This is a genomic window from Peterkaempfera griseoplana (assembly GCF_001418575.1).
In the GTDB taxonomy this organism is placed as follows: Bacteria; Actinomycetota; Actinomycetes; order Streptomycetales; family Streptomycetaceae; genus Peterkaempfera; species Peterkaempfera griseoplana.
Genome location: NZ_LIQR01000267.1, coordinates 1 through 17,367, shown reverse-complemented (window position 1 = coordinate 17,367; position 17,367 = coordinate 1). Strand labels below are relative to the sequence as shown.

19 protein-coding genes are annotated in these 17,367 nt (G+C 73.5%); 14 read left to right on the top strand and 5 right to left on the bottom strand.

Going from position 1 to position 17,367, the window contains the following annotated elements:
• Positions 1 to 87: hypothetical protein (locus tag AOK09_RS43705; RefSeq protein WP_217698457.1), on the top strand; the 87-nt coding region annotated here is incomplete at its 5' end.
• Positions 88 to 149: 62 nt separating this feature from the next.
• Here the strand turns inward: AOK09_RS43705 and AOK09_RS20300 are convergent.
• Entirely contained in the window at positions 150 to 812 is a 663-nt protein-coding gene (locus AOK09_RS20300; protein WP_055588639.1) for a cyclase family protein, read from the bottom strand.
• A 54-nt stretch (positions 813 to 866) separates the two neighbouring features.
• Here AOK09_RS20300 and AOK09_RS20295 point away from each other — a divergent pair, with 54 nt between their 5' ends.
• From AOK09_RS20295 to AOK09_RS20265, 7 genes are all read left to right on the top strand, one after another.
• The gene (locus tag AOK09_RS20295) at positions 867 to 1,574 is read left to right on the top strand and encodes a UbiX family flavin prenyltransferase (RefSeq protein WP_055588638.1); all 708 of its coding nucleotides are present in this window, start codon (positions 867 to 869) and stop codon (positions 1,572 to 1,574) included.
• A 128-nt stretch (positions 1,575 to 1,702) separates the two neighbouring features.
• Positions 1,703 to 2,170 (top strand): Lrp/AsnC family transcriptional regulator, encoded by a 468-nt coding sequence (locus tag AOK09_RS20290; protein ID WP_055588637.1) that lies wholly within the window; start codon positions 1,703 to 1,705, stop codon positions 2,168 to 2,170.
• 24 nt (positions 2,171 to 2,194) lie between these two features.
• The gene (locus AOK09_RS20285) at positions 2,195 to 3,169 is read left to right on the top strand and encodes a threonine ammonia-lyase (protein ID WP_055588636.1); all 975 of its coding nucleotides are present in this window, start codon (positions 2,195 to 2,197) and stop codon (positions 3,167 to 3,169) included.
• Between the two features lie 62 nt (positions 3,170 to 3,231).
• Positions 3,232 to 4,398 carry an aminofutalosine synthase MqnE gene (gene mqnE, locus AOK09_RS20280; protein WP_055588635.1) on the top strand — a complete coding sequence of 389 codons (1,167 nt, stop codon included), beginning with the start codon at positions 3,232 to 3,234 and terminating at the stop codon, positions 4,396 to 4,398.
• A gap of 213 nt (positions 4,399 to 4,611) precedes the next feature.
• Positions 4,612 to 5,175, top strand: coding sequence for a GNAT family N-acetyltransferase (locus AOK09_RS20275; RefSeq protein ID WP_055588634.1), 564 nt, complete (start codon positions 4,612 to 4,614; stop codon positions 5,173 to 5,175).
• 55 nt (positions 5,176 to 5,230) lie between these two features.
• The gene (locus tag AOK09_RS20270) at positions 5,231 to 5,584 is read left to right on the top strand and encodes a DUF4229 domain-containing protein (RefSeq protein ID WP_245687384.1); all 354 of its coding nucleotides are present in this window, start codon (positions 5,231 to 5,233) and stop codon (positions 5,582 to 5,584) included.
• A gap of 52 nt (positions 5,585 to 5,636) precedes the next feature.
• Positions 5,637 to 6,614, top strand: a complete 978-nt coding sequence (locus AOK09_RS20265) for a LacI family DNA-binding transcriptional regulator (RefSeq protein WP_055588633.1) — start codon at positions 5,637 to 5,639, stop codon at positions 6,612 to 6,614.
• Here AOK09_RS20265 and AOK09_RS20260 read toward each other — a convergent pair.
• From AOK09_RS20260 to AOK09_RS20250, 3 genes are all read right to left on the bottom strand, one after another.
• Complete coding sequence (locus AOK09_RS20260; RefSeq protein WP_055588632.1) at positions 6,589 to 7,164, bottom strand: Uma2 family endonuclease; 576 nt, start codon at positions 7,162 to 7,164, stop codon at positions 6,589 to 6,591. The genes AOK09_RS20265 and AOK09_RS20260 overlap by 26 nt on opposite strands.
• Positions 7,165 to 7,178: 14 nt before the next feature.
• Positions 7,179 to 8,423, bottom strand: coding sequence for an MFS transporter (locus tag AOK09_RS20255; protein WP_055588631.1), 1,245 nt, complete (start codon positions 8,421 to 8,423; stop codon positions 7,179 to 7,181).
• Positions 8,424 to 8,596: 173 nt separating this feature from the next.
• Positions 8,597 to 8,800: a cold-shock protein gene (locus AOK09_RS20250; RefSeq protein ID WP_055588630.1), complete on the bottom strand. Its 204-nt coding sequence runs from the start codon at positions 8,798 to 8,800 to the stop codon at positions 8,597 to 8,599.
• Between the two features lie 318 nt (positions 8,801 to 9,118).
• Between AOK09_RS20250 and AOK09_RS20245 the strand changes: the two genes are divergently transcribed.
• The 6 genes from AOK09_RS20245 to AOK09_RS20220 all read left to right on the top strand — a co-directional run bounded on the left by AOK09_RS20245 (position 9,119) and on the right by AOK09_RS20220 (position 15,436).
• Complete coding sequence (locus AOK09_RS20245; RefSeq protein ID WP_055588629.1) at positions 9,119 to 9,997, top strand: menaquinone biosynthetic enzyme MqnA/MqnD family protein; 879 nt, start codon at positions 9,119 to 9,121, stop codon at positions 9,995 to 9,997.
• 293 nt (positions 9,998 to 10,290) lie between these two features.
• On the top strand, positions 10,291 to 11,967 hold the full coding sequence (locus AOK09_RS20240) for a serine/threonine-protein kinase (protein WP_055588628.1): 1,677 nt from the start codon (positions 10,291 to 10,293) through the stop codon (positions 11,965 to 11,967).
• 105 nt (positions 11,968 to 12,072) lie between these two features.
• A complete protein-coding gene (gene mqnC, locus AOK09_RS20235; RefSeq protein ID WP_055588627.1) occupies positions 12,073 to 13,296 on the top strand; it encodes a cyclic dehypoxanthinyl futalosine synthase in 1,224 nt (407 codons plus the stop codon).
• Positions 13,297 to 13,315: 19 nt separating this feature from the next.
• Complete coding sequence (locus tag AOK09_RS20230) at positions 13,316 to 13,987, top strand: imidazolonepropionase-like domain-containing protein (RefSeq protein WP_055588626.1); 672 nt, start codon at positions 13,316 to 13,318, stop codon at positions 13,985 to 13,987.
• 162 nt (positions 13,988 to 14,149) lie between these two features.
• Complete coding sequence (locus AOK09_RS20225) at positions 14,150 to 14,698, top strand: hypothetical protein (protein WP_055588625.1); 549 nt, start codon at positions 14,150 to 14,152, stop codon at positions 14,696 to 14,698.
• Positions 14,699 to 14,743: 45 nt separating this feature from the next.
• Positions 14,744 to 15,436, top strand: coding sequence for a demethylmenaquinone methyltransferase (locus AOK09_RS20220; protein ID WP_055588624.1), 693 nt, complete (start codon positions 14,744 to 14,746; stop codon positions 15,434 to 15,436).
• A gap of 174 nt (positions 15,437 to 15,610) precedes the next feature.
• Here AOK09_RS20220 and AOK09_RS20215 read toward each other — a convergent pair.
• On the bottom strand, positions 15,611 to 17,367 hold a 1,757-nt coding region (locus tag AOK09_RS20215), incomplete at its 5' end, for an endonuclease/exonuclease/phosphatase family protein (protein WP_055588623.1).

Below are 17,367 nucleotides of genomic sequence, written 5' to 3'. Positions count from 1 at the left end.
TCCTTCGGCTTCCAGGGCACCTGGAACACCAGTGACGCATCCCCGACCGCCTTCACCCTGGGCGGGTCACCCTGCGGCCGGGCCTGACACACCCGCACACCCGGGGGCGCCCGGAGCCGCACCGGCTCCGGGCGCCACGGCGTCCGGGGTCAGCCCAGCCGGGCGACGGCGCGGACGGGGGCTCCGTCGGCGGCGGTGAGGCGCACCGGGAAGAGGGAGAGCTCGACCGGGCGCCCGGCGGCGTCCGCCTCGGCGACCGGGTCGAGGTTGGTGAGGTTCTCGGCGATCACCGCGCCCGCGCCGCACAGGACGCGGTGGGCGGGCAGCGTGCTGCCGGGTTCCAGGCTCGGGTCCACGCTGAGGGCGTCCACCGCGACGGTGCGGGTCCCCGTGTCCACGACGGCCTGGGCGGCCTCGGCGGTGAGCCACGGGTGGGCGAGGTAGCGGTCGGTCTCCCAGTGGGCGGCCCAGCCGGTGCAGAGCACCAGGATGACGCCGGGCCCGAGCCTCGGCAGGGCGGCCGAGAGGTGGTCCGGGGTGATGGCGGCGGCGGGCGCGAGACCGCGGACGTCGGCGACCACGGCGGGGCCGGTGAAGAGGTCCAGCGGCAGACCCTCCAGGGTCGGCCAGCCGTCGTCGACGTGGAACGGCGCGTCGACATGGGTGCCCGACTGGGAGCCCAGGTGGAGCCGCAGCACGTTCACCCCGTCCTCGGCGGCCCGCAGTGCGGGGGCGATGGAGACCTCGGGGTCTCCGGGATAGACGGGCATACCGGTGAAGACAGGGACGGACAGGTCCACCAGAGTGCTCATGAGGGGAGCGTATCCGCAGGTCGCCGCCTTCGGATCGAAGGTAAAGTGCTGTGGATGGCTGAGTCAGCGGCGACGGAGCACCGGGGACGGCCACGGCGGCCATGGGTGGTCGGCGTGTCCGGGGCCTCCGGGACGCCGTACGCGGCCGCGGTGATCCGGGGGCTGCTGGCAGCCGGGGAGGACGTCGACCTGGTGGTGAGCCGGGCGGCGCGGCTGACCGTGCTGGACGAGACCGGTGTCTCCTTCCGTGACGCGCACTGGCAGCAGGACCTGCGCAAGTGGCTGGAGCAGGGCTTGGGCGACTCGCCCGCGCCGGGCACCGTCGATGTCGACCCGGACCGGGTCCGCCACTGGCCGGCGGGTGACCTGGCGGCGGGGCCGTCCAGCGGCTCGTACCCGGTGAAGGGCATGCTCGTGGTGCCCGCCAGTACCGCCGCCGTCGCCGGGATCGCCCTGGGCCTCTCCAAGGACCTGCTGCAGCGCGCCGCCAGTGTCACGCTCAAGGAGCGCCGGCCGCTGGTGGTGGCGGTGCGCGAGACCCCTCTCAACGGGCAGACGCTGCGCCATCTGGTGGCGCTGGACGACGCCGGGGCCGTGGTGCTGCCCGCCTCGCCCGCCTTCTACGCGGGCGGTTCCACCGCACAGCAGCTGGTGGACTTCGTGGCGGGCCGGGTGCTGGACGCGGTGGGCGTGGAGCACTCGCTCTACCGGCGCTGGCGGGGATCGCTGGGGGAGGCCCGTGCGTCTGCCGAGGGAAGATGAGCGGTGGCCGCCCGGCAGAGTATGTTCTTGGAACTTCCGGGCCGCCGCGGCCCGGAGCCTTTGACTCCAAATGCCGAAGCGCGGGTTCGGCAACGATGGGAAGGTCCGTGTAGGTGAAAGAGCACAGCATGGACGCGGTGGACCGGCAGCTCATCCAGGCCCTGCGGGAGAACGGCCGCGCCTCCTATGCGGAGCTGGGTCGGCTGGTGGGGCTCTCCGGCCCCAGCGTCACCGACCGCATCAACCGGCTGGAGCAGGCGGGGGTGATCACCGGCTACCGGGCCACCGTCAACCCGGCCTCCCTGGGCTTCGGGGTCACCGCCCTGATCGGTCTGCAGCTGAGTGACGCGGCGGACCACGAGGACGTGGCGCGGCGGCTGAAGGACCTGGGCGAGGTGGAGGACTGCTGGTTCATCGCCGGCGACGACTCCTACATGCTCAAGGTCCGGGTGTCGGACGTCGACGGGCTGGAGTCGGTGGTCAAACGGCTGTCGGGCACCCGCGGTGTGGCCAGGACGCGCACCACCGTGGTCCTGTCGACCAAGTGGGAGAACAGGGTGAGTACGCCGCCGGAGGACGACGCCGACCGGCGGTAGGCGTATCGAAGAAGGGGTGACCTGATGGCACTGGTGGGACTGGCGGAGCTGGCACAGGCACGGGAGCGGATCGCGGGCGTCGCGGTGCGCACCCCGCTGCTGCCCTGCCCCTGGGCCGACGACGAGCACGGCAGCCTGTACCTCAAGCCGGAGAACCTCCAGCCCACCGGCGCCTTCAAGACGCGCGGCGCCTACAACCGGCTGGCCGCGCTCACCCCGGAGGAGGCCGCCCGGGGTGTGGTCGCGCAGTCCAGCGGCAACCACGCCCAGGCGGTGGCGTACGCGGCGCGGCTGCTCGGCATCAAGGCCGTGATCGTGATGCCGGACACCTCACCCGCCGTCAAGGTGGAGGCCACTCGCTCCTACGGGGTCGAGGTGCGGCTGGTGACGCCGGAGGAGCGGGACACCGTCCCGCTGGAGCTGGTCGAGGAGTACGGCTATGTCCATGTGCCGCCGTACGACGACCCGTACGTCATCGCCGGGCAGGGCACGACCGGGCTGGAGATCGCCGAGGACGCCGCAGCGCTGGGCCTGGCGCTGGACACCGTGCTGGTGCCGGTGAGCGGCGGCGGACTGATCGCCGGGACGGCCGCCGCGCTCAAGCTGACCATGCCGGGGGTCAGGGTGGTCGGGGTGGAGCCCGAGCTCGCCGCCGACGCCCAGCAGTCCCTGCGCACCGGGGAGTTGACGCGCTGGCCGGTGGAGCGGACGTACCGCACCATCGCCGACGGACTGCGCACCACCTCACTGGGCAGGCTGCCCTTCGAGCACGTCCAGGCGTATGTGGACGACATCGTGACGGTCAGTGAGGACGAGATCAGGGCCGCGGCCGCCGTGCTCGCCCGGCGGGCCAGGATCGTGGCCGAGCCGTCCGGGGCGGTCGCCACGGCGGCCCACCTCTTCCGGCGCGGCGAGCTGCCGCCGGGCCGTACCCATGTCGCCGTGGTGAGCGGCGGCAATGTCGACCCGCAGCTGCTGGCGGAGCTGCTCGCGGTCTGAGCAGGCCGCAGGCGTAGGCTCAGAGGGTTTCACCCGGTACCGAAGAGGAGGCGGAGACGCACATGGACGCAGGGCTCAAGCGTGAGCTGGAGGCCAAGGTCCTCGCAGGCGAGCGGCTGTCCCGCGAGGACGGCGTCGCACTGTACGAGAGCGACGACCTGGCCTGGCTGGGCGGGCTGGCACACCACGTGCGGACGCAGAAGAACGGCGACGTCGTCCACTTCAACGTCAACCGTCACCTCAACATGACCAATGTGTGCAGTGCCTCCTGCGCCTACTGCTCCTTCCAGCGCAAGCCGGGCGAGAAGGACGCGTACACCATGCGCATCGAGGAGGCCGTGCGCCTCGCCAAGGCCATGGAGAACGACCAGCTCACCGAGCTGCACATCGTCAACGGCCTGCACCCCACGCTGCCCTGGCGCTACTATCCCCGCTCGCTGCGGGAGCTGAAGAAGGCGCTGCCGGAGAGCGTGGCGCTGAAGGCGTTCACCGCCACCGAGATCCACTGGTTCGAGCGGATCAGCGGCATGCCGGCCGACGAGATCCTGGACGAGCTGATCGACGCCGGCCTGGAGTCGCTCACCGGCGGCGGCGCGGAGATCTTCGACTGGGAGGTGCGGCAGCACATCGTCGACCACGACACCCACTGGGAGGACTGGTCGCGGATCCACCGGCTGGCGCACAGCAAGGGCCTCAAGACCCCCTGCACCATGCTCTACGGGCACATCGAGGAGCCCCGTCACCGGGTGGACCATGTGCTGCGGCTGCGTGAGCTGCAGGACGAGACCGGCGGCTTCCAGGTCTTCATCCCGCTGCGCTACCAGCACGACTTCCACGACTCCAAGGACGGGAAGATCCGCAACCGGCTGCAGGAGCGGACGCAGATGGCCACCGGCGCCGAGGCGCTGAAGACCTTCGCCGTCTCCCGGCTGCTCTTCGACAACGTCCCGCATGTGAAGGTGTTCTGGGTGATGCACGGCGTCACCACCGCCCAGCTGGCGCTCAGCCACGGCGCCGACGACATGGACGGCTCGGTGGTCGAGTACAAGATCACCCACGATGCGGACAACTACGGCACGCCCAACAAGCTCAGCCGTGAGGATCTGCTGGAGCTGATCCGCGAGGCCGGGTTCCGCCCGGTGGAGCGCAACACCCGCTACGAGATCATCCGCGAGTACGACGGCCCCGACCTGCAGCTGCGCGAGCAGCCCCAGGCGATGCGCCTCTGACCCCCCGAGGGCGAGGCGCGCCTGCGCGACGGAAGCCGTGGCCCGGCACCCCGCCCCGGGGCGCCGGGCCACGGCTTCCCGCGTCGTACGGCTGCCGTACGGGGGCGATGCCTCGCGGCTGCATCCGGCGGCCGGCGGCGGCGCGGTGACGGCCGGGGCCGCGGTGAAGGGCGCCTCCGGGATGCCCGGGAAGCTGCCCTAAGCTCGGTGATTATGGACCTGACTTTCGTCCTCGATCCCGAGGTGACCCCGGAGCTGCAGGAGCAGCTGGTCGAGCTGTGGACCGACGTCAGCAACGCCGGCGGCGCCGTCGGCTTCGTGCCGCCGGTCACCGCCGAGCAGGTGCTGCCCGTGGCCCGGCGCCAGCTGGCAGGGGTCGCCGACGGGCCCGACCGGCTGCTCACCGCCTGGGACGCCGCCACCGGGCGGCTGGCCGGGGTGGTCTTCTTCGAGTCGCAGCGCTTCGACCTGATGGAGCACTGGCGGCTGCTGAAGCGGGTCATGGTCCATCCCGACTTCCAGGGCCGGGGCTACGGCGCGGCCCTGCTCGCCGAGGCCGAGCGCACCGCCCGGGACTGGGGCCTGGCCGGCCTGAAGCTCACCCTCCGCGGTGGCCTGGGCCTGGAGCGGTTCTACGGCCGCAGCGGCTACACCGAGGTGGGCCGGGTGCCCGGGGGGATCCGGGTGGCCGAGGGCGACGACCGGGACGACGTCTCCATGTGGCTCGACCTCCGGGACAGCGGCCCCGTCCCGGGGCAGCGCCCCGGGCGTGCTTGACTGGAGCAGGGGCCGCCGTGTGTCGGCCGTGAGCGGTACGAGAGGAAGGTCAACGGTGAGCAAGTCGCACGCCACGCTCCGCTATACGTCCATGAGGGCTGTGATCTTCGCCGTCTGCTTCATGGTCGCCGTTCTGCTCGCCCACTACGGGATCATCCCCGTGGCCGGTGAGGCGGGCTATGTCTTCCTGCTGCTGCTGGCCGCGCTGGTCTCGGCGCCGATCAGCTATGTGGTGCTGAGCCGCCAGCGCGACGAGATGTCCGAGCAGATCGTCGGCAAGGTGGCCGGGATGCGCTCCCGCACCGCCGAGCGGATCGCCGCGCAGAACGCCGAGGAGGACGCGCTGGACGAGGCCAACCGGGCCAGTGCCGGCGAGACGGTGCGCAGCGACCGACCCGCCTCCGCCTGACCCTGCGGCCCCGGTGCAGCAGGATCCCGAACGCCGCCCCACGGGCCGCGACGTGGCACGCCTGGCCGGCGTCTCGCAGGCCACCGTCTCACTGGTCTTCTCCGAGGGCGGTGGCGCCCACCGGGTCTCCGAGGCGACCCGGCAGCGGGTCCGGGACGCCGCCCGCACCCTGGACTACCGCCCGCACGCCGCGGGCCGGCAGCTGCGGCTCGGCCGGACCGGGCTGATCCTGCTGGCGGTGCCCAACATCCTCGGGCCGTTCTTCGCCCGCGTCCTGGAGGGCGCCCATGCGGAGGCGGGCCGGCACGGGCTGGCGGTCGTCGTCAGCTCCGGCTGGAGCAGCGCGACCCTCGCCCAGGCCACCACCACCAGCCAGTTCGACGGCCTGGTGGTCTGCTCACCGGACGACAGCCAGCTCGGTGAACTCCCCGAGTCCACCCCGGTGGTCTTCCTGGACTCCGATCCCGCCCACGGCCGCGGCGCCGCCCGGCGGCTCACCGTGGAACTCGACGTCGCCGGCGGTATGCGCGCCGCCGTGGAGCACCTGGTGGCCCTCGGCCACCGCCGCATCGGCCATCTGCGCTCGACCCTGTCCGCGCACACCTTCCGCTCCCGGCAGGCCGCCTTCGAGCAGGCGGCGCGGGGGCTGGAGGTGGTGGAGGTCGGAGTCAGCCTCAACGAGGGCCTGGCCGCCGCCCGCAGCGCCGCCCGCACCCTGCTGGACCGCCCCGACCGCCCGCGTGCCGTGGTGTGCGACGACGACGTGGTCGCCTCCGGGCTCTACCAGGCGGCCGCGGTTCTGGGCCTTGCCATCCCCGCGGACGTCTCCGTCATCGGCATGGACAACGTCACCGCCGCGGAACTGCTCACCCCGCCGCTGACCACCGTCGACCTCCCCGGTGAGGAGCTCGGACGGCACGGGGTCGCGGCGCTCGCCGCCCTGCTGCGGGGCGACCACGTCGACCCGCCCGGCCCGCTGCCCACCTCCCTGGTGGTGCGGGCCTCTACCGCCTCGGCAGCAGCGCGCTGAGGTCGAGGTCGACCGGGAACGGGAGGGACACCTTCAGCCGGTTCCGGACGATTCCGGTGGGGGCGTAGCGGCCGGTGGGGCCGTCCAGCTCATGGACGTGCACGACCGGGAGGCCGTACTCCTCCTCGATGCGCCAGTAGTGGACGATCCCGGCCTCGGCGTACTTGCGCAGCTTGACCACACGGTCGCGATGGGCCGACTCCGGGGAGACGACCTCCACGACCAGCTCGACATCGGCCGGCCTGTGGAAGGTGCGGTCCGGGTCGTAGGGCGCCGTGACGGCGAGTACGTCGGGTTCCGGCCGGTTGCGTGCGTCCAGCCGGATGCCGATCTCCCGGTCGATCTCCGTCCCGTTGGGGGCCTGGGCGGTGAGCGCGGTGGTGAGGGCCGTGACGAGGCGGCTGTGCCAGACACGTTGCGGTGACCTCTGGAACACCGGAGCTCCGTCGATCAGCTCCGTGTGGCGCGGGGCCTCCGGAATGCGGTCCAGGTCCTCCGCGAACCACCCCTCGGCGCGCGGCGGCTGCATCCAGTCGGGCAGAGCGGTCACGGCCCCCAGACTAGCTAGCCCAGCGGCGCTATGGAGGCCCCCTCGGCTGCACGCCGCTGCTCGGGCAGGCGCACCGCGCGGGCGGGTGGTACCAGACGCCGGCGCGCGCCGAAGAGCAGCAGCGCACTCACCGTGATGCCCGCCGCGCCGCACAGCGCTGCGGCCCGCAACGAGCCGTCGACCAGGACGCCGGAGACGGCGGCGCCGGCCGCGTTGCCGGTGGAGATCACGGTGACCAGCCAGGCGAAGGCCTCGGTGGTGGTGCCCGGCGGCGCCAGTTCGCCGATCAGCACGAAGGCGGCGGCCAGCAGCGGGGCCAGGCCCAGGCCGGTGAGGAAGGAGAGCGCCGTCATCACGGCGGGGGAGGGCAGCAGTACCAGGGAGAGGAAGCCGGCGGCCATCAGCGAGGCCAGGGCCCAGGTGCGGGTGGCCGTGCCGGCGCGCCAGGGCACCGCGCCGTACACCAGGGCGCCGACCAGGCCGCCGAAGGCGGCGACCGCCAGCAGGGTCCCGGCGCCGCCGGGAAGCCCGCCGTGGTGGGCCTCGGCGTAGGCCACGTACAGCACCGCCTGGGAGCCCAGCGCCCAGCCGGCCCCGGCCAGGCCCACCAGCAGCAGCACCAGACCGGTGGAGCGCAGCGGCCCCAGCAGCCCGGCGCCGCCCGCGGTGTCACGGGGCGGTGCGGTCCAGGCGCGGGCGGGAGCGGCGGTGGCCACCACCAGGGCTCCGGCGAGGCCCAGTCCGGCGGCGATCCACAGCGCCGCCGTCGGCGAGGCGGCGGCCGCGGTGACGGCCACGGCCAGCGGGCCGACCACATAGAGCAGTTGCTGGGAGGCGGAGTCCAGGGCGTAGGCGGTGTCCAGCTGCCGCTCGTCCACGATGTCCGGCCACAGGGCGCGCAGGCAGGGCTCCAGCGGGGGCATCGCCAGCCCGGCGAGCGCCGCTCCGCCGAACGCTGCGGCGGCGTCGCCCGGGGCGACCGCCAGCAGCGCATAGCCGAGTCCGGCCGCCACGGCCGACGCCACCAGCACCCGGGGCTGTCCCGCCCGGTCCACCATCCGCCCCAGCACCGGGCCGCCGAGTGCGGCGGCCACGGCGTACGCGGCGGTCACCGCCCCGATGCGGCTGTAGGGGGCCTGCGCCTCCCGCAGGGCCAGCGCGATGACCAGCGCGGTCATCCCCGCCGGCAGCCGGCCGACGAGGGTGCCGGTGAGCAGCCGGGCGACATGGGGACCGCGGAGCAGGGTGAGATAGCGCACCCGTCCGAAGTTATACGTATAACTTCGGGCGGTCAAAGCCCCCGAGGCACAAGGCAGGGGGCCCGTCGCGTACGGATACGCGCGGGCCCCCTTGGGTGGTGCTCGTCGTGGCCACCGAATGGAGCGCCGGTCCGCACTGGGCGGTTCACGGGCTCCGGGCGATCAGAGGATGGTCAGATGACGCTGACGTTCTCCGCCTGCGGGCCCTTGGGGCCCTGAGTCACGTCGAACGAAACGTTCTGGTTCTCCTCCAGCGAGCGGAAACCGTTCGCGTTGATGGCGGAGTAGTGGACGAAGACGTCGGGGCCGCCGCCCTCCTGGGCGATGAAGCCGAAGCCCTTCTCGGCGTTGAACCACTTGACGGTTCCGGTCGCCATACCGTTCTCCTTGCGAGGGACGTGAAGGGAACCACACCGCGTGGCCCCCGGTCCGCTGCGCTGATCGCCCTGCCTCCGGAAGTTCATCCGGAGTTTCTGCGTAGTGCTGAAAAACTACGAAAAGCCCGCGGTCACATGCTCCGCAGGCTTCAAGTACTGCAAGGGAAATCAAACTGCAACTGCGGGCAACCGTAGCACGCACCTTGCGTCACGGCCAGGGATGACATACGCGCGTACGGGTGTGTCGCACCCCACTCCCGCCGGACCCGCCGGGCCCCCGCCGAGGGCCCCGGGAGCGGCAGGCATAACCTGCGGAGGGTGGACACTACAACTGCCGACGGCGGCCACCCCGCCCTACCCACGCGGCCCCGGGTGGGCCACATCCAGTTCCTGAACTGCCTCCCCATCTACTGGGGGCTGGCCAGGACCGGGAGCCTTCTCGATCTGGACCTCACCCGGGACACCCCCGAGAAGCTGAGCGACCAACTGGTGACGGGGGATCTCGACATCGGTCCCATCACCTGCGTGGAGTACCTGCGCCACGCCGACGACCTGCTGGTGCTGCCCGACATCGCGGTCGGCAGCGACGGTCCGGTGATGAGCTGTGTGATCGTCAGCCAGGTGCCGCTGAGCCGGCTGGACGGGCGACGGGTGGCCCTGGGCTCCACCAGCCGCACCTCGGTCCGGCTGGCGCAGCTGCTGCTGGAGGAGCGCGAGGGGGTGCGGCCCGAGTACTTCAGCTGCCCGCCCGACCTGGGCGAGATGATGCGGGAGGCGGACGCCGCCGTACTGATCGGCGACGCGGCGCTGCGGGCCAACCTCTACGAGGCGCCGCGACTGGGCCTGGAGGTCCACGACCTGGGCGCCATGTGGAAGGACTGGACGGGGCTGCCGTTCGTCTTCGCCGTCTGGGCGGCCCGGCGCGAGTTCGCCGAGCAGCACCCGGAGGTCGTGCGCGAGGTGCAGCGGGCGTTCGTGGAGTCGCGGGACCTCTCGCTGGTCGAGGCCCCCAAGGTCGCCGAGCACGCCTCCCGCTGGGAGCCCTTCGAGCACGGCGTACTGGAGCGGTACTTCACCGAGGCGCTGGACTTCTCCCTGGGCGACAGTCAGCTGTCCGGCATCGCCGAGTTCGCCCGCCGGGTCGGCCATGACTCGGGCTTCCCGTCGGACGTCCGGGTGCGCCTGCTGGAGAGCTGAACGCCGCCCGGGCCCGCGCGGCGGACCGCCGGGCCGGCCGCCGCCCGTACGCCGGGGCGTGCGGACGCGCCGATGCGCCCCGCGGCACCGCGCAACCCCACGACACTGGCCCCACGACACCGGCCCCACGACACCGGCCCCACGACACCGGCCGGCGCGCGGGCCTGATCCGCCGTCGGCGGACGCCCATGTTGCAGGTGCGGCACAAGCCGGGGACGCCCGGTACGGGCCGGGTCTGCGGCGGGTACCTTCTGATCCGCAGGGCACGGGCGAGCGGAGCGAGGGGGCGTGCCATGGAACCGCTGGGGCCGGGCGACCCGCGGCAGGTCGGCGGCTACCGGCTGCTGCGGCGGCTGGGCGCGGGCGGGATGGGGCGCGTCTATCTCGGCCGCACCGCGGGCGGCCGCACCGTCGCGGTGAAACTGGTGCGGACCGACCTGGCCGACGACGGGGAGTTTCGGGCCCGTTTCCGCCAGGAGATCGCCGCCGCCCGCCGGGTGGGCGGCGCCTGGACCGCGCCCGTGCTGGACGCGGACACCGAGGGCGAGCAGCCCTGGGTCGCCACCGGCTATGTGGCCGGGCCCGCGCTGGACGCGGCGGTGAAGGAGGCCGGGCCGCTGCCGGAGCGCTCGGTGCGGGCACTGGGCTCCGGGCTGGCCGAGGCCCTGACGGCGGTGCACGCCACCGGACTGGTGCACCGTGACGTCAAGCCGTCCAACGTGCTGCTGGCGCTGGACGGTCCCCGCCTGATCGACTTCGGCATCGCCCGTGCGCTGGACGCCACCACCGGTCTCACCCGGTCCGGGTACGTCGTGGGCTCGCCCGGGTACATGTCGCCGGAGCAGGCGGCCGGGGGCGAGGCGGGCCCCGCCGGTGACGTCTTCTCCCTGGGCGCGGTGCTGGCCTACGCGGCCACCGGCAACCCGCCGTTCGGCGACGGGGTGAGCGCCGCGGTGCTGCTCTACCGGGTGCTCCACGAGGAGCCCGATCTGGCGGGTCTGCCCGACGGCCCGCTGCGGGACGCCGTGCAGGCGTGCCTGGCCAAGGACGCCTCCGCCCGGCCCACACCCGACGGCCTGCGGGCCGCCCTGACGGCCGGTGAGGGGACCGTACGGCTGCTGAGCGACGGCTGGCTGCCCGCGGCGCTCTCGGCCTCCGTCGGACGGCGGGCGGCGGAGCTGCTGGACCTGGAGGACGAGGCGGCGGTGGAGACGGCCGCGCCGTGGCCCGGGCAGGGTGCCCGGAGCGGTGGGACGTCGGGGGTGTCGCCGGTGAGCGGCTCCTTCGGACCGCCGCCCGAGGACTGGGCCCCCGCTAGGCCGGAGCCGGAGGACGCTCCGCCCCGGGCCGAGGCATCCGGCCCGTCGGACGCGACCGCTGGGCCCGAGCCCGCGGTACCCGGCCCCCTCGACACGACCACCCCGCCCGGCGCGGGGCCGGATCCGGTCCCCGCACCGCGGTCCCGACCGGGCGTCAGGGCGGCCGCCGCCGCGGGAGTGCTGGCGCTGGCCGGGGGCGGTGTCGCGCTGGCCCTGCTGTACGGACACGGCACCCCCGGCTCCGCCCCCACCGGCAGGCCCACGGGCACCGCCGCCACCGCCGCACCTCAGGACGGCGCGGTGCCGGCCGCGATGGTCGGCAGCTGGCAGGGGGACATCACCACCAAGCTCATCCCGCTGAGCAGCACCTTCCAGCTGACGGTCCGGCAGGGCGGCAAGGGCGCCGTGGTGACCGAGTCCCGTAACAACTCCCAGCTGACCAAGGGCGCCTACTGCCTCGGCCGGGGCACCCTGGTCTCCGCCGACGCCCGCACCATCGTGGTCCGGGAGGAGCCCTCCGGCGGCAACACCCAGTGCCTGGGCGCCCCGGAGACCCAGACCTACACCCTCAACGCCGACGGGACCCTGCACCTGGACGTCGCCGACGCTGCCGCCGGAGACCCCTCCGGCGACCTGGCGAAACAGGGCTGACCACCGCGAACGGGGCTGCCGGGGAGCCGTGCACCCGCTGGCGTAGGCTGGTCCGGCGGTCGGCCGGCCGTATCCGTACGACCCGTCCACAGGAAAGGACGCCAGGTGTCCGAGTCCGCAGCGCCCCACGCCACACCCTCCGGGAACGACCTCCAGCCCGTCCTCGACCGCGCGGCGGCCGGCGGCCGGATCACCCCGGAGGAGGCGCTCGACCTCTACCGCCACGCGCCGCTGCACGCCCTGGGCGCCGCCGCGGACGCCGCGCGCCGCCGTCGCTACGCGGGCACCGAGCACATCGCCACGTACATCATCGAGCGCAACATCAACTACACCAACGTCTGTGTGACGGCGTGCAAGTTCTGCGCCTTCTACGCCCCGCCCAAGAGCGACAAGGGCTGGTCGCGGGATCTGGACGAGATCCTGCGCCGCTGCGCGGAGACGGTGGAGCTGGGCGGCACTCAGATCATGTTCCAGGGCGGCCACCACCCGGACTACGGCGTGGAGTACTACGAGAAGCACTTCGCGGCCATCAAGGAGGCCTTCCCCCAGCTGGTGATCCACTCGCTGGGAGCCTCCGAGGTGGAGCACATGGCCCGGATCTCCGGTGTCTCCGTGGAGGAGGCCATCTCCCGGATCCGCGCCGCGGGCCTGGACTCCTTCGCCGGCGCGGGCGCCGAGCTGCTGCCCGAGCGGCCGCGCCGGGCGATCGCCCCGCTGAAGGAGTCGGGTGAGCGCTGGCTGGAGATCATGGAGACCGCCCACAACCTGGGCGTGGAGTCCACCACCACCATGCTGATGGGCACCGGGGAGACCAACGCCGAGCGGATCGAGCACCTGCGGATGATCCGCGACGTGCAGGACCGCACGGGCGGCTTCCGCGCCTTCATCCCCTACACCTACCAGCCGCAGAACAACCACCTGAAGGGCCGGACCCAGGCCACCGTCTTCGAGTACCTGCGGATCATCGCCGTCGCACGGCTCTTCCTGGACAACGTCGCCCACATCCAGGGCTCCTGGCTGACCACCGGCAAGGAGGCCGGCCAGCTGACGCTGCACTACGGCGCCGACGACCTGGGCTCGGTGATGCTGGAGGAGAACGTGGTCTCCTCCGCCGGTGCCAAGCACCGCTCCAACCTGCTGGAGCTGATCCACCTCATCCGGGCGGCCGGACGCACCCCGGCGCAGCGCGCCACCACCTATGAGCACCTGGTGGTCCACGACGACCCGGCGAACGACCCGGTGGACGCCAGGGTGGCCTCCCACATCGCCTCCACCGCGATCGAGGGCGGCACCGCCCACCCCGAGCTGACGATCCTCGCCACCAACTGACCCGCCGGCCGGCCTGATCGTGCTCACCCTGCACCGCGCCGACCTGGTGCTGCCCGTCGGCGCACCGCCGCTGCCCGACGGGGCCGTGGCGGTGCGCGACGACCGCATCGCCGCGCTGGGCCCGTACGCCGAGCTGGCCGCGGCCTACCCGGACGCTCGCACCCGCAGCTGGCAGGGGGTGCTGACGCCGGGGCTGTGCAGTCCGCACGGCGCGATGCTGCTGGAGCACGCCTACCACCCGGACCCCAGGGAGGCCGACCGGCTGGGCACCGAGCCGCTCACCGGTGCGGCCCTGGCCGCGCTGGACCTCGACGACGCGGGCTGGGGCGCCAGCGCCCGCCGGGGCCTGCAGCGGATGCTCAGCCGGGGCACCACGGCGGTCCGCGGGCCGCTGCTGCGGCCCGCCGTGCGTACCGCGGTGGCCCGCTCCGGGCTGGTGCTGCTGCCGCCGCCCGGGGGCGACCCCGGGGAGCCCTCCTTCGACCTGCTGCGGGCGGGACCGGCTGCCGCGGTGCACACGCCGCTGGCGGTCGGTGCCCGCGCGGATCTGGCGGTCTTCGCGGTGGCCGTGGGCGACGGCGCGGAGGACGTGGGCGCGGACGAGGGCGCGGAGGCCGCGCTGCGCGCCGCCGGGGCGGCGAGCTGCATCGCGACCGTGCTGGCCGGACGACTGGTCCACCGCCGCCGCTGAGCCCCGGCCGGGGGCGAACTGACGCCCCGGCGAGCCGGGTTGATCACGTCCGGCCGTGACCTGGAGGCCGTCGGGCCGCTACGATCCCGGAAACCGCCGTTCCCCGCGGCGGTCCGCACCACCCGTCCGTCCCCCATGCCCCGCAGGCAGCAAGCAGGAACGATGCGATCCGAGCCCGTCCCCCGGATCGGCCGTGGCTGGTACGTCACAGCCGTGCTCGGCGCCGTACTGGCGCTCGGCATGGCCGTGCTCGGCTGGCGCCAGTTGAACCAGGCCGACCGCATCGCCGCCGACCCTGTGCAGGTCCACGGCACCGTCTCCCGGCTGGCGTCCGGCACCGCCACCTACAGCCAGGTCGACTACCCCGCAGCCGGGCGCACCCTGCACGCCGCCGACCTGCGGCTGCCCGAGGACGCCGCGGTGGGCGACCCCGTCTGTCTGGAGTACGCCAAGGCGGACCCGGCCGCCGTCCGGGTCTGCGGGCAGCGCTATCCGCAGCCGGCCGGCATCGGCCTGGCGCAGACCAGCGTGCCGGTGGGGCTGCTGGTGCTGACGGTGTGCCTGGTGCGCATCCGCCGTCATCGGCGGGCCCTCGCAGCGCACAGCGGGGCGGTCCGCACCACGGCGGTCTTCGCCGCCGAGGGGGTCGCCGCCCTGTCGGCCCGGACCCGCCGCAAACGGCGCGGCGGCGCACGGCGCGCCCGCCGCTGAGGCCCGGCTGCGGCCCGTCCCCGCCCGGCGGTGAAGAATGGGCCCGTGATCCGAGCTTCCCTGGACAAGCAGCCTCATGAAGTCGCCGCGATGTTCGACGATGTCGCGGCCAAGTACGACCTCACCAACGATGTGCTCTCGCTGGGGCAGACCCGGGCCTGGCGCAGGGCGGTGGCGCGGGCGGTCGGCGCCCGCCCCGGTGAACGGGTGCTGGACCTCGGCGCGGGCACCGGCACCTCCTCGCTGCCGTTCGCCGCGGTGGGCGCCCAGGTGGTGCCCTGCGACTTCTCGCTGGGGATGCTCAGCGAGGGCAAGCGCCGGCACCCGCAGCTGCCGCTGACCGCGGGCGACGCCACCCGGCTGCCGTTCGCCGACGGCTCCTTCGACGCCGTGACCATCTCCTTCGCGCTGCGCAACGTGCAGGACACCGACGCCGCGCTGCGGGAGATGCTGCGGGTGACCCGGCCGGGCGGCAGGGTGGTGATCTGCGAGTTCTCCAGCCCCACCTGGGCGCCCTTCCGCACCCTGTACACCGAGTACCTGATGCGGGCCCTGCCGCCGGTCGCCACCGCGGTCAGCAGCAACCCCGACGCCTATGTCTACCTGGCCGAGTCGATCCGCGCCTGGCCCGACCAGCCGGAGCTGGCGGCGCTGCTCCAGCAGGCGGGCTGGTCCCGGGTGGCCTGGCGCAATCTGACCGGCGGGATCGTCGCCCTGCACCGCGCCACCAAGGCCTGATCCCGGAGCCGCCGGGGACACCGGCGGGCGGCCCGGCAGCGCCCCGCAGCCGGTACCGCCCCCGTGAACCCGTCCGCCGCCGGCGGGTCGGGACGTGTGCGGACAGCCGCCCGCCCCCGCTGCGGCTCGGCAGCGGGGGCGGGCGGGTCTGCACCGGCGGTAGGGAGCGGCCGGTCAGGGCTTGATCCGGACCACCTGCGGGTCGTGGTCGCTGGCCTGGTCGGCGAACTCGGAGTTGATGTGCACCACGTCGTAGTCGGCGTGCTTCAGCGCCGGGCTCACCAGGATGTGGTCCAGCACCTGGGAGTTGCCCTCGTAGACGTAGGAGTAGCGCTCCCGGGCCGGCAGGGTGTTGACCAGGTCGGTGAGGGCGCTGCCGTTGCCGGTGAGGGTCGTCACCGCGGGGGAGAACTGGTAGTCGTTGAGGTCGCCCAGCGCCACGATCCTCGCCCCCGGGTCGGCCGCCTCCAGCTGCTCCACGAAGGCGTGCTCCTGGATCGCCTGCCGCACCCGCTGCACCTCGGAGCTGCGGACCGGCGACTGGAAGCGGCTGTCGACGCTCTGGTCGCCGCCCTTGCTGTTGAAGTGGTTGGCGATCACGAAGAGCTTGTCGCCGCGGAAGGTGAACTCGCCCACCAGCGGCTTCCGGCTGCTGTTCCACGCGGGGTCGTTCGGGGCGATCCGTCCCGGCGAGACGGTCAGCGCCGTCGCGTCACCCGTGCCGGTGACCCCCACAGCGGTGGTGGCGTCGCCGCCCGCCCGGTCGTTGAAGCCCACCCGCGCGGGGTTGAAGAGGAAGGCGGTGCGGATGTTGCCGCCCGGCTCGCCGCCGTCCTGGTCGTTCTGCGGGTCGATGGACCGCCAGGAGTAGCGGGGGCCGCCGGCCGCCACGATGGCGTCCACCAGCTTCTGCAGGGTCTTGCCCGCCGTGACGGTGCCGTCGTCGGTGGCGCCGTTGTCGTCCTGGATCTCCTCCAGGGCCACGATGTCGGGCGAGCGGAGGTTGGTGACCAGGCCGGCGGCGAGTGCGTCGAACTTGGACTGCGGGTCGGTCGGGTCGAGGTTCTCCACGTTGTAGGTGGCGATGGCGACCTCGTTGGACTTCGCCTTGTCGGTCACCTCGCGCTGCAGACCGCCGGAGGTCACGGTGCCCAGGGTGCGGGCGGCCAGGGTGTAGGTGCCGGCGTACTGGTTGTAGTCCAGCGGGCCGGTGGTGGTGCCGGAGAGGGTGTCGCCGACGTTCGCGGTGGGGAACGCGCTGGTGGCGGTCGGGACGAGCGACTGCACCATCAGGCGGCCGGAGTTGGGGTCGGCGTAGGACGGGTAGTAGGTGCCGCCGCGCCTGGTGGGGTTCTGGTCGCCCTTCACCGTCACCCACAGCTCGCTGTACGGGTCGGTGGCGCCGACCACCCGGGTGTCGGAGATCTGGACGTCCATGCCCTCCAGCGACTCGTAGAGGTCGAGTGCGTAGCTGCGGGGCTGCAGCGGGAGGTCCTCGATGGAGCCGCCGCCCACGCTCGGGACGAAGGCGTCCGGGACGTTCCTGTCGTCGAGCACCACGGGGGCGGGCAGGGCGTTGCCGCTGGAGACCACCTTCACCGAGGGCTTGGAGATCTCGGTGACCGACTGGATGCCGGAGGCGGCGCCGCCCGGGTAGTACTCGGAGACGGTGCCGGAGACGGTCACGCTGTCACCGACCGCCACGGTGGGGGTGGAGCTGGTGAAGACGAAGACACCCTCGCTGGTCGCCGGGTCGGCGTCGGGCTGCGGGTCCTGCATCCAGAAGCCCTTGGAGCCGTAGGTGCGGACGCCGGTGACGATCCCGGTCACCCCGGTGACGGCCTTGCCCGCCAGCGGCGACACCCGGGTGTCGCCCTGGATGTCGTGGATCCGGGCGCTCACCCCGGTCTCGGTCGGGGTCGGGGTCGGGG